The sequence below is a fragment of the Streptomyces sp. NPDC102514 genome, assembly GCF_055584525.1.
The window spans coordinates 356,564-368,761 of record NZ_JBVJLW010000003.1 but is presented as its reverse complement, the minus strand read 5'-3'; the positions used below and the strand labels follow the sequence as shown (position 1 = coordinate 368,761).

Here is a 12,198-nt window from a genome sequence, read left to right as displayed (position 1 = left end):
CGTGCACGTCGGCCGGATCAGGTGAGGGTGGCCCCGCAGCCGCCGTTCACCCATTGGTGCGACCTGATGTTGTCGTTCACCGTCGGTCCGGTGGTGAAGAAGTTGTCGGACAGGTTGTCGGCGTACAACTCGCCCGGGTAGAGGCAGGTGTGGCCTTCGGTGTAGTTCTCCAGGAAGTAGAACTTGACGATCGACAGGTTGCCGGTGAAGCCGCGGTTCATGACGGACGAGGCCCTGTCGTTGGCGCCACCCCAGTTGGTGCTGTTCCCCGAGGCGACGATCAGGGGGGAGCCCGCACAGTCGAAGGCGTCCCAGGCGTACATGTTGCCGTTGCGCGCACCCCACTTGCTGTCGCACACAGGACCGGCGGCGCCGCTCTCGGCGGCCTGCGAGGTGGTGGGGGCGGCGAGGCCCAGAGCGGTGAGCCCCAGGAGCGCCGCCGTGACGGTGAACTTGCGCATGATGTTCTCCCTCGTTGTGGTGTAGGTGGTGCAGGGTGGAGGTGCGCCGATGCCGGTACGCCGGACTTCTCCCGGTCATCCGGCAGCGGTGCGTGGTGGATGGGGCCGGGGCACGAACGTCAGTCCCGTTCCGGGACGATGTGCACCGCTCGTTCGTAGGCCCGTCGGCCGAAGTGCCGGTAGGCGTCGATGTCTTCGCCGTACCGGTCGCGCAGCCGGTCCAGGTAATGGGCCTCGCGTTCGGTGGCCACGGCCCGCAGCGAGACCCGGCGGGCGCAGGTCGCGTCCGCGACCGCGGTCGCGCGCTCGCCGGTGAACGCGTCGTCGGTGTGGGCCGGACCGAGCCGGCCGGTTTCCGCCCGGACGGCGTCACGGGCCGCCTGGGGGTCCTCGTAGGGCTGTCCCGCCTTCTTCATGCAGTGGGACCAGGCCTGTACCGCAGCGCTGAGCCGGCGGTCCTCCATGAGCTGTTTCCCGTAGAGGGAGCTGAGGCCCAGAGCGGTCTTGCTGGTGCGGAACCATTCGGCCGGGTCCCCGTAGAGCGTGCGCTCGGCCTCCTGTGTGCAGCCGCCGATACGTTTGCGGATCTCCCCGCGGCCCGGCAGCGACGCGGTCAGCATCCGGGCGCTGTCGCCACCGTCCAGCGCGACGTCGAAGGCGGCGCGCCGGGAGTCGGAAAGGCCCTGCCGGTAGGCGCCGTTGGGGTTGCTCTCCCGCACCCGCGCACTCTTCGCTTCGATCCTGCTGCCGTACCCGTACGTACGAGCCCATGCCACGTCGTCCTGGACGAAGCGCACCGGACGGCTCTCCCGCAGCGTCAGCCCGAGGTCCTCCCAGTAGGTGAAACCGTGGCGGCCCATGCACTGCTTGGTCAGACGCTGCAGCGCGTCGGCGACGCGGACCTCCTGCTGCCAGGTCAACGCCGCGGGGTGGGCCCGCGTGGTCCGCTGCGTCCGATCGCGCCCCTCGTCGTTCCCGTCGCCGCCGGTACCGTCCGTACAACCGGTCGCGGTTGTCGCTGCCATCGCCACCACCGCGCACCAAGACATGAGCGCACGTCTCATGGCCCAGATCTCCCCTCAGCAGGACATGCCCTGTGCTGATGCACACAGAGTTGCCTCTCTGCTCGACCGGGGTCGACGGGTTTCCTGTTGCCCGCGGTGCGCGCTGCCGGGAAACAGGGGATGAGCAGGCGGTTTGCGGATCGGAGGCAACGCGGAGGGAGCCGTGGACGTGCGGCGAGGCCCGTACCGTGAGATCGGTACGGGCCTCGCCGCGACGGTGCGCTCGTGCCGTCGGCACGCAGGAACGCTCAGCTCGGCCGTACGTGGCCGTCGCCCGCTGTGCCGGGCGGTGGATCAGGAGGTCAGGCGGAAGGACTGGGCCGCCGCGCCCGAGCAGGTCTGCTGGGAGAGCTTCGCGCCGTTGGCGGTGGACGACCCGTCGACGGCGAGGCACTTGTTGCTGTGCCGGGCCACGAAGCGGTACTGCCCGGAGGCCACCGACTCGGCACGCCACTGCTGGTTGGTGCCGCCCGTGTAGTCCCACAGATGGACTTTGACGCCGTCCGCGGTCGCGCCGGAGCCGCCGTCCACGTCCCAGGCCTTGTTGTTGTGCTGGTTGACGACCTGGTAATAGCCGTCGCCGGTGGAGCGGAACTGCCACTTCTCGTTGGCGCCGTCACCGCAGGACCACTGCTGGAGCAAGGTGCCGTTGGCGGTGCCCCAGTCGGTGGCGTCCAGGCAGGCCCCGCTGTTGGTGTTCGCCACCCGGTACCAGGCACTGGTGTCGATCGGACCGGTCGGTTCGCTCCCGGACGGGTTCCACACGAAGGTCGCGACCGCGCCGCCCGGCAGGGTGTAGGCCAGCGAGCGGCCGTTGTCGGTGAGGGAGAAGCGCTGCGTGCCGCCGGTGTTCACGACGTACGCGACGCGGGTGCCGTCCGGATTCTGGAAGGCGACGTTCTGGATGCCGCCTCCCGGGCTGGTGGAGCCGATCCGGGTGGCGCCGACCTTGACGAACTTGCTGATGTGGCCGAGCGAGTAGTACTCCGCGCCCCGGGTGACGTTGCCGTTCGCGATCTCCACCACGCCGTTGCACCGGGTGCCGCACAGGCCCTGGTGCGGGCCGCCGCTCTGGTTGAGGGCGAGGTTCCAGGTCACCACGGTCTCGCCGCCGTTGCGCATGTTCTGCACGACGAGGTTCTCGGCCTGCCAGCGCAGGCTGTCGGCGAAGGTGTTGGCCGTGTTGTCGCTGTCGGTGCCGGAGCACTCGGTGAAGAAGACGCGCTTGCCGGTGCTCTGGACCTGCTGCTGGGCGGTGGGATTGCCGGCGTAGCAGTGGAAGGCGGCGCCGATGACCCGGTTGATCCCGCTCGTGCGGGAGAACACGTCGAGGGGATAGTTGGGGCGGTCCCAGTTGTGGTCGAAGGCGAGGAGGTTCGTCGGCAGCCCGGCCGCGGTCAGCCGCTGGTCCAGGACCCGGATGAAGTCGGCCTGCTGTGCCGAGCTCATCGACATCGAGGGGTAACTCGTCGGGTTCTCCGGCTCGTTCTGCACCGTGAGATCGGTGAGGGTGATGCCCTCCTGGCCGTACGCCCTGATCGCCTTGACCAGATAGTCGGCGAAGTCGCCGTAGTTCTCGGTCCGCAGGCTGCCACCGTTGAGCGAGTTGTTCGTCTTCATCCAGGCGGGCGGCGACCAGGGCGTCCCCATGAACCGGATGGACGGGTTGACGCCGAGGGCCTGCTTGACGACGGGGATGATCTCGGCTTTGTCGCGGTCGATGGAGAACTGCCCGCGGGTGTCCTCGTAGGAGTACGGGCTGTTGGAGGCGTCGAAGTCGGTGCTGGCGAGCGGCTGGCGCAGGTACGACAGGCCGATTCCGTCGCCCGAGGTGGAGAACAGCGAGCGCATCAACTCGTTGCGCCGGTCCGCCGGGAGCCCCTGTACGAGGCGCGCGGATGCCCCGGTGACCGAGGCGCCGGCGCCGGTGTAGCGCTGGCTGCGCTGGTTGCCGTCGATGCGTACGTCGGTGCCCTGCGGCGAGCTGTTGAAGGTGAGGGTGCCGTCGGAGCTGAGCTTGCGGGCCCCGTCCCCGGTGGTCACCCAGACCTGGGCGACCGGGTCGGCGGCGTGTGCGGTGCCGCCGCCCGTGAGCCCGAGCCCGGCGGCGGCGAGGGCCAGGGTCAGGGCGGCGGCGACCCCTGCCCGTGGCGAGCGGATTCTTCGGAGATGTGACACGGGTGCGGCTCTCCTTCGGTCGGTGACACGTGGGGGACCCCGGCCGTCCCGCCGCGTGGTCAGGGAGACGGCGAGCCGGCCGGGGTTCGAAGGGGTAGTGCACGCGTGCCGCCGGGCCGGCGTGGCGAGGCGGAACGACGGCGCCATGAAAACACACTTACTAAACACTTAGTAAGTGGTCTGCATCACCCTGTACGGAGCCTGGGCGAGATCATTCCTGGGCCCGGCGGCGGAGCGTATGGTGAGCGCGTGACTGACCAGTCGGTAGGCCGAGCCGCCCGGGGAGCCCGTGACAGGCCCCGCGTCCCCCGCAGCCCCGAAGCCCGACAGCGCCAGCAGGACATCCTGCACATCGCGATGGACACGTTCGCGGCGCGCGGCTACCACAACGCCTCCCTGGCGGAGATCGCGGAGCGGGCGGGCCTCACCCAGGCCGGCGTCCTGCACTACTTCCGCTCCAAGTCGCTGCTGCTGACCAGCGTGCTCGAACTGCGCGACGACACGGACATCGAGCAACTCGGCACCGAGCGTCCGCAAGGACTGCGCTTCCTGCACCACCTCGTCGAGACCGCCCGGCGCAACGCCGAACGCGAGGGCATCGTCCGGCTCTACGCCGTGCTCTCCGCGGAGTCCGTCACCGACGACCACCCGGTCCAGGGCTACTTCCGCAGCCGCTACGCCGGTCTGCGCGGCTTCGTCGCCGACGCCCTCACCGAGACGTGCCGGCTGGGCGACGGCGAGGCGGACGCGGAGCGCGCGATGATCGCGTCCAACGCGATCATCGCCGTCATGGACGGCCTCCAGATCCAATGGCTCCTCGACCCGGCGGCGGTCGACATGGCGGCTTCGACGGAACTGGTCATCGACGGGGTCCTCGCCCGGCTGACGCCGTAACCGTTCACGGCGCCGGGCCGAGGGGTCCCGCGGCCGTCGAGATCACGGCCGGGGCGGCAGACGCGTACCGGGTGAGGGAACCTGAGTGCCGGAACCCGGGCGTCGGAAGCCGGGCGTGGGAACCCATGTGTCGGAACCCGTGTGTCGGGCCCACCCGGTTCAGCCCAGCGTCGCGCTCGCCGCACGCAGTTCGTCGAGCGCTTTGAGGGTGTATCCCGCCAGTTCGTCCTCGACGTCTCGGTCGCCCTCGGACCATTCGGCGAACCCCCGCTTGAAGGCCAGCATGCCCAGCTCGCCCGCGAGGGCCGCTGTCGGGCCCGGGACGCCGCGGGCGGTCAGGGCCGTCGCCATCGCGGCCGCGAGGCTGACACTCTTGAGGACGTCGCGTTCCTGCAGTTCGGTGCTGGCGGCGACGGCCGCCTTCAGCCGTGGGGCCAGCTCGCGGTTCATGGGCCCCATCGCGCCCGAGGCCCGCTCAAGTCCGGCGGCGACCGCCTCCAGCGGGCTGGCCGTACCGGGTGCCTCGGCGATGCCCTCGGTCAGCAGTCGGCTCAGCGTCTCCTGCCCGGCGACCAGCAGCTCGCGCTTGTCGGGGAAGTGCCGGAAGAACGTGCTCTTGGTGACTCCGGCGCGCTCGGCGATCTGCGCGACCGTCGTGGCGTCGTATCCCTGCTCGATGAACAGATCGACGGCCGCCATGACGAGGCGTTCGCGTGCGCCCGGTTCCCATCGACCCATGTGCCGATCATACGTGACGGGACTCTTGTCCCATCACCCTGTACAGTGACGGGACAAGAGTCCCATCACTTCCGGGAGAGTTCCATGCGCGTTTTCGTCACCGGCGGCACCGGCCTGATCGGTACCGCGGTCGTCGCCGAACTGCTCGACAACGGCCACACCGTCCTTGCGCTCACCCGTTCCGACGCGTCGGCGCGGGCCGCCGAGGCAGCCGGCGCCGAGCCGCTTCGGGGAGGTCTCGCCGACCTGGACGTCCTGCGGACCGGCGTCGCCCGGACCGACGGAGTGATCCACCTGGCGTTCCGCAACGACTTCAGCAGTCCCGAAGCCCTCGCCGCCGCGGTCGCCGAGGAGACCACCGCTCTGACCACCCTCGGCGAGGAACTCACGGGCAGCGACCGCCCCCTCGTCACCGTCTCCGGTACGCCGTGGGTGCCGGGCCGTGCCTCCACCGAGGCCGACCCGCTGCCGACCGACGGCCCGGTGGGTGGCCGCGGTCGCACGGTCATGGCGATCCTGGACCTGGCCGCACGAGGGGTACGCAGCACGGCCGTACGCCTGCCTCGCACGGTGCACCACCAGGGCGCGGGCGGGTTCGCCGGACTGCTGACCCAGACCGCGCGCCGGACCGGGGTGTCCGGCTACCCGGGCGACGGCACCCAGCGGTGGCCGGCGGTGCACGCACTCGACGCGGCCACCCTCTTCCGGCTCGCTCTGGAGCGGGGGCCGGCCGGATCCGCGTGGCACGCCGTGGCCGACGAAGGCGACCGGGTGCGCGACATCGCCGCGGTCATCGGCAGGCGGCTCGGCCTGCCGGTGGAGCCGGTACCGCAGGAGACGTACGGTCCGCTCGGCCCGATCTTCGCCACCGACCAGCCCTCCTCCAGCGCCCGGACCCGGCAGGCACTCGACTGGGAACCGAAGCACCCGGCCCTTCTCCAGGACCTGGAGAACATCCAGCCCTGAGCAGGGGCGGCAAGGGGGGCGCCGTGGTCACCGGGAAGGCGCCGTCAAGCGGGCTGCCACAGTTCGAGCCGGTTGCCCTCCGGGTCGGTCACCCAGCCGAACCGGCCGACGCCCTCCATGTCCTGTGTCTCCTGGGCCACGTCCGCGCCCTTGGCGTGCAGCTGCGCGAGCATCGCGTCCAGATCGCGGACCCGGAAGTTGAGCATGCTCTGCTGGGTGCGGGACCCGAAGTGGTCGGTGTCCGCCTCGAACGCCGCGAACACCGTCGGCCCGGCCTCCTGATGCCACAGGCCGTTGTCGTCGGCGTCCAGGCCCAGGCAGTCGCGGTACCAGGCGCTCAGGGCCGCCGGGTCGGCGGCCCGCAGGAAATGTCCACCGATTCCAAGCACACGTTCCATGCCGCCATCCTGCCAGGAGGTCTGCGCAGGGCGGCGGCACGGACTGTGACTGTGTTCGACGGGGTCGATGCGGAGACGGGCCGGTCAGAGCGCCCAGGCGGGTGCCTCCCCCGTCCAGCTCACGACGAGCAGGATGTCGTCGAGCGCGCCCGACTCGAACAACGCCCTGGCGCCCGCGCCGAAGCTCAGCCGCCAGTCACCCGCCGGGCCGGTCCCCAGGCATCCGTTCCAGGCCGCGGCATTGCCCCGCCGGGTGCCGGCGACGCCGTTGGTCGCCGTCGCCGTGCCGTCACTTGCTCCGTGGGACAGGGAGATCGCCGTGTCGGGAACCGGTGCGTCGCTCGACAGCCGAACGGCGATCGCCGCCGTGGTGAGCCCTTCGATCCCGGCCGGGAAGTCGACGTCGCGCAGTGGGAGCGTGACCGATCGCGCGGCGGGGTCGGCCGGGTTGTTGAGGTCGTACCACTGGTCGGGGAAGTCCCTCGCCAGGCTGAACACACAGTCGGCGCCACGGTCCCGGTCGGCGTTGAGCCGGGTGACCACCTGCTCGCGGTAGGTGTCGTCGTACGCCGCCGTGTAGTCCACCGTGACCAGCAGGTCGACGATGGTGGAGTAGTCGAGCGGGTTGGCGGCGGGCGGCAGCCGGAACTCCCAGCTGGTGTCCACACCGCTGCCCTCGAACGGCAGCAGCATGTCCGACTGGGCGTCGAGCTCGAACACCCCGCTGGCGTTGACCGGGGACGTCAGGGCGACGACCCCCGGATCACTGCGCACCACGACCTCCTGGAACGTGCCGTCCCGGCCGGTGGTGACCCTGGAGATGCCGTTGGAGTGGAGCGTGGCGCGGATTCCCCGGTCCGGCGGCACCAGCGCGACGAGGCTGGTGCGCACCTGACGGACCAGCCGGAGGTAGTGGCCGGGGAAGTCGCTGTCGAACAGGGCCGTGGGAGTGGTGAAGGCGAGCGTGCCCGTACGGCGGAACTCCAGGAACTCCACCGGCATCAGACGGGCCAGCGAGAACGTCTGCGAGAGGTTCAGGCGCCGGCGCGCGGAGCTGAAGGCGTACTCGTCGAGCCGGGCCAGGTCCTGGGCGAGCTGTTCCGCACCGGTGAGGCCCCGCCGGTCGGGACCGGCGTTCGAGGTCATCTCGGCCGGCGACTGGCCGTAGTCCTGGCGGATCAGCACCCGGGCGGGTTCCGCCCGCTCGAAGGCGAGCTGGGCCTGCGCCTGCCGGGCCGTCGCGGTGGCCTGCTGCAGGAAGTACCGGTACACCCCGCCGAGGGTGTTGCTCATCCAGAGGTACAGGTCGGCGTTGGTGAACTGGCCGTTGAGGAAGGTCAGGGTGGCCGTCGCCTGGGCGTGCTGGAGCGTCGCGACAGCCTGTTCCCGCTCGGCGATCGTGACCTGGTCGTCGGCCACGGTGATCTGCGCGGCGGCGATCTGCATGTCCTGCTGGGCGGCCACCTGCTGTCGCCGCCACTCGTCCTTGCGCTGCTCGATGCCGGCCCGCAGCTGATCGGCCTGTATCTGCGCCTCCAGATTGTTCTGCTGGAGCTGGAAGGCACCCTTGACGGCCGCGGTCGCGCTCATCGAGATGGCGAGGGCCTGCCGGGCGCCACCGCTGAAGATCGCGTCCATCAGGCTGGCCCCGGACGACGCCGCCTGCGCGATGGCGAGGGCCGTGTCCGCCACGGTGATCGCATCCCTGATGTCACGCATCTCGCCGTAGTTGTCCAGCAGGTCCTGCTCGTACTTGTTCGTGGGTGAGTCGAGAGCGGCGCCGAAGGAGTCGGCCATGGTCTCGGCCTTCGTGAACTGCGCCGTGGCGGCGGTGACGGCGTCGTTGGCCTCGTCGACCCGGCTCAGCGCCACCCGGGCCTGCGCCGCACTCAGATCGACCGCCTTGAGGGCGTCGTAGACGCGCAGATTGCGGTCGTCGTACTTCTCCAGCGCGGAGAGGTAGCCGGCCTCCATCTGGGCGGCCTGGGCGGCGAGTTGCCCGGCCCGCTCCAGCAGCACCTTGAAGCGGTACGGCGTCGGCCGGCCCACCGTCGCGGCCGCGAGGCCCTGGGTGCGTGGCATGCCCGCGATGTTGCGGCCCTGGCGGAGCTTGGCCAGCTGCATGTCCACCCTGGTGCGCAGGGTGCGGACCTCCGGGATCGGCAGCGCCGGCTCACCGAGGTTCGTCGGCGTCTGCGGCACCAGGGCCGCGGAGCCGAGCAGCCGGCGGGCGGCGACGTAGAGGGTACGGGCGTGCGCGACCGATTCGTCGGTCTCCCGGGTGAACTCCGCGTCGGCGTAGTCGAGATGACATCTGATGATCGACAGCAGGGTGTACCGGGTGTGGGGCTTGGGACGCTTCGCGGACGCCGAGTCCGCCAGCGCGAACGGGTCGAGATTCGCCGTCCATGTGGCCGGGAACGTCAGATCGGGGCTGGACAGCGTCTCGCTGTTGATACGGCTGTAGACGGAGGTCGGCGAGGTGAGGTCGTACGGCAGGACGATCCAGTACCAGTCGAGCGCCGCCCGGTAGTCCCCGGCCGCCTGAAGGCGCTGCGCGAGGAGCATCGGCACGGCCCAGAAGATCTCCCGGTTGTCGGCGTGCCCGGTGTTCGGCACGGTCTCGATCCCGCTCGACACGGCCGCGAGAGCGGTCTGGTGGGCGGCCCTGCGCTGCGGATCGAGATAGGTGTACGGGGCGGGGAGGGTGATCCTCTTCGCCGTCAGGTACTCGGCCGCCAGCTTGACGGCCGTGCCGGCGGTGAACGTGGCTCCCGGCCCGCTGACCTGCGCGAAAAGGATGTCCAGCGGCAGCGTCGGCGTGCCCGGTGTCATCGTCCGGGTGCTCGGCACGAGCAGGGTGGGGTCGAGATGCCGCTCGGGGAACAGGAAGGCCGTGGTGGCCGCCTGCCAGGTGCCCTGCTCACCCAGCCAGGCCCAGGCGGCGGCGAACGTCTCGGGTCCGTTCTTGAACGTCCAGCCGGCCGCGGGGTGGTCCTGGGTCAGCTCGCCCGACCGCTTCGCCGAGAGCAGTGACTGCACGCTCTCGACCGCCTGCCCGATACGGGTCGTGCGCAGGGTCCCGCCGGCGAGCATGTCGACGAAGAACCGCGCCGACATCGACTCACCCACCTCGTCCGCCGCCGTGGTCGTGGCGGCGAGGTCGGCGAGCAGCGCGTCGCGCAGGATCGGCAGCGCGGCCTGCTCGGCGTCGGCCACGGCCTGCGCGTCGGCCTCACCGAGGGCCTCCCGCTGGGCGATCCTGGCGCGCAGCACGGACTGCCAGGCGGCACGGGCCCCGCCCTCGGAGCGGTACGGGCCGGGCGTGGGCCCCGTGCCGCCGGTGACGAAGAAGTCAGGCGAGAGCACGAAACCCGACTCCGCCGCCAGCCAGTCCGGGTACAGCTGCCGGCGCTTGTACGCACCGGTGAGGACGGCCAGGCCGTCGTCCCACTCGGCCGAGGTGACCGTGCCGGAGCCGGCCAGCGCGCTCAGCCGCCTCAGATACAGGAAGCCGTCCCGGGTCAGACCCCGGGCGGCGAGGGCGCCGCCGATGTCGGCACCCTGCGCGTCCTGGGCGGCCAGGGCGGCCAGATCGAGGCCGGGCTGCGCCAGCGTGAGCATCGCGGTGAGGGCCGCCGCCGGTGTCCTGCCCGTCCTGAGCGCGGACAGCGTCGCGCGGTACGCGGAGAGGGCCTGCGCCCGGTCGGTCAGCAGCTTGCGGACGGGGTCGCCCGCAGGCCCGCCGATGACGTCGCCCGCGTCGATCACATCGGGATCGGCGAGCACTTCGAAAGCCCTGGGCGCATCGGGGTGCTGGTCCTGTCCGGCCCAGGCGAGCGACTGGGCGGACAGCCGCCAGCCGAGCAGCAGCGGCACACCGGGGACACGCAGCGGATCGGACGTGGTCGTCGAGGGCAGGCCGAACAGTGTCTCCAGCCCGGCCTCGGTGAGGGCGGGGCCGTCGATGAGCAGTTGGTCCAGTTCGTCGGGTGCCGTCGCCCTGAGCCGGATGCCGAGCCGGTCGGCGAGCGCCCGGCGGATCGTGGCGTCGGCGCCCCGGACCAGCCGCAGTTCCGCGTACGAGGTCCCGGCGGCGGCGAGCAGGGACGCGTAGGCCGTGCCGCGGTACTCCTGTTCCAGGGCGGAACCGGGTGTGGTGGGCGTGTTCGTGGCCGCGATGCGGGCCCGCAGGAGCTCGACGGGTATCCGCAGCTGGTTGACCTCGTGGCCGCCCAGGTCGGCCTCGGCCGACAGAGGCTGGCTGAGCCGGTCGAGCGGCTGCCCGAGCGCCGCCACCAGGGTGGCGGTGTCCAGCGGCGCGGCGGGCGGACCGGGCACATTGACCTGCTCGTGCGCGAAGGACAGCAGCGCGGCGAGATACTCGCGCTCGTCCAGCCGCTGCTCCAGGGTCTCGGGCACGTACGAGCTGATCACCGTGGCCTGTACGTCCTTGGCGGAGACGTTGCCCGCGGTGTCGGTCGCCCACAGATAGACCGTGTGCGCGCCGAACCCGGTCAGCGGGACGTCCGCGCTCCAGTTCCTGAAGTCGTTGCCCGGGCCCGGCTTCGCCAGGGTCCTGGTGCCGGTGGGGGACAGCGCCCACTCCACCTTGGCGCTGCCGCCCGTCATACCGCTCTGCGCGTCGGGAGCCGTCCCCTGCAGAGGCGCCGTGGCGGCGCCCCTGCCGTCACCGAACACGGTGACGGGGGAGACCTGGAGGTTCGGCGGCGAGGCGTCACGCCCGGTGAACGTGCGGGTCTGTGTCGTGGTGAGGCCGTCGGGATCGGTACAGGTGATGGTCACGGACCGCGCCCCGAGCGGCATGGGCAGCAGACTGACCGGTATCTGGTAGGAGGCGACGCCGGCCGATGCCACGGGCAGGGGCGTGTCGTCCCGCGTGATGGTGATGGTGAGCGGCGCGATCTGGGCGCGGGTCACATCGAACCGGGCGGTGATCTGCCCGCTTCCCTCGAACAGGTCGACCGTGCTCCCGGCGGCGGGCGACGACCAGGTGAAGGCCGGTGGGGAGGCCGCCTGCACCTGGACGGTCTGGGAGCTGCTGAACGGCACCGAGTTGATCATCCACAGACCCGGGTAGCGCTCGGGCCACGGCTCCTCCCAGTAGACGGAATGGCAGTGGGCGGTCACGGTGACGACGACCTGGGAGCCGGGCGAGGTGAAGCCGGGCAGCGGAACCTGTGCGGTCCAGACCCCGCCCACGTTGGTCGCGCTCACCGCGACCAGCCCCGGGACGGACATCAGGACACTGTCGAGCGTGTGGTAGGCGTCGTGCTCGCCGCTCGGCGCGATGATCCCGTTCACCTGGGCGGTCACGGTGATCGTGCGCCGCACCACCGCGTTCGCGGCCGGCCCGGTGATCTGTACGGTGACGCTCACGTCTGTCTCCCCGTCTTCTTGTTCACGTTGTTCACGCGTCGGATCGCGCACCGGGCGGCGGTGCGCGCGGGTCTGTCGGAGGCGCCCTGGTGCCGCGGC

The 12,198-nt window shown here is 71.1% G+C and carries 8 protein-coding genes; 2 read left to right on the top strand and 6 right to left on the bottom strand.

Annotated features, from left to right (window positions below; translation table 11 throughout):
• Positions 1-17: 17 nt before the first annotated feature.
• The 3 genes from ACZ60E_RS09830 to ACZ60E_RS09820 form a co-directional block, all read right to left on the bottom strand.
• Positions 18-461 (bottom strand): hypothetical protein, encoded by a 444-nt coding sequence (locus tag ACZ60E_RS09830; protein ID WP_469439273.1) that lies wholly within the window; start codon positions 459-461, stop codon positions 18-20.
• Between the two features lie 119 nt (positions 462-580).
• Positions 581-1,486, bottom strand: a complete 906-nt coding sequence (locus ACZ60E_RS09825; RefSeq protein WP_469439272.1) for a hypothetical protein — start codon at positions 1,484-1,486, stop codon at positions 581-583.
• 333 nt (positions 1,487-1,819) lie between these two features.
• Complete coding sequence (locus ACZ60E_RS09820; RefSeq protein ID WP_469439271.1) at positions 1,820-3,703, bottom strand: RICIN domain-containing protein; 1,884 nt, start codon at positions 3,701-3,703, stop codon at positions 1,820-1,822.
• A 249-nt stretch (positions 3,704-3,952) separates the two neighbouring features.
• On the opposite strand from ACZ60E_RS09820, the gene ACZ60E_RS09815 reads away from it, so the two are divergent.
• The gene (locus ACZ60E_RS09815; RefSeq protein ID WP_469439270.1) at positions 3,953-4,597 is read left to right on the top strand and encodes a TetR/AcrR family transcriptional regulator; all 645 of its coding nucleotides are present in this window, start codon (positions 3,953-3,955) and stop codon (positions 4,595-4,597) included.
• Between the two features lie 159 nt (positions 4,598-4,756).
• Here the strand turns inward: ACZ60E_RS09815 and ACZ60E_RS09810 are convergent, their stop codons facing one another.
• Complete coding sequence (locus ACZ60E_RS09810) at positions 4,757-5,335, bottom strand: TetR/AcrR family transcriptional regulator (protein WP_469439269.1); 579 nt, start codon at positions 5,333-5,335, stop codon at positions 4,757-4,759.
• Positions 5,336-5,419: 84 nt separating this feature from the next.
• Between ACZ60E_RS09810 and ACZ60E_RS09805 the strand changes: the two genes are divergently transcribed.
• Positions 5,420-6,301, top strand: a complete 882-nt coding sequence (locus tag ACZ60E_RS09805; protein ID WP_469439268.1) for an SDR family oxidoreductase — start codon at positions 5,420-5,422, stop codon at positions 6,299-6,301.
• A 44-nt stretch (positions 6,302-6,345) separates the two neighbouring features.
• On the opposite strand, the gene ACZ60E_RS09800 is transcribed toward ACZ60E_RS09805, so the two are convergent.
• Both ACZ60E_RS09800 and ACZ60E_RS09795 read right to left on the bottom strand, forming a co-directional pair.
• Positions 6,346-6,699, bottom strand: a complete 354-nt coding sequence (locus ACZ60E_RS09800; RefSeq protein ID WP_469439267.1) for a VOC family protein — start codon at positions 6,697-6,699, stop codon at positions 6,346-6,348.
• A gap of 84 nt (positions 6,700-6,783) precedes the next feature.
• Positions 6,784-12,099 (bottom strand): Tc toxin subunit A-related protein, encoded by a 5,316-nt coding sequence (locus tag ACZ60E_RS09795; protein WP_469439266.1) that lies wholly within the window; start codon positions 12,097-12,099, stop codon positions 6,784-6,786.
• Between the last annotated feature and the right edge of the window lie 99 nt (positions 12,100-12,198).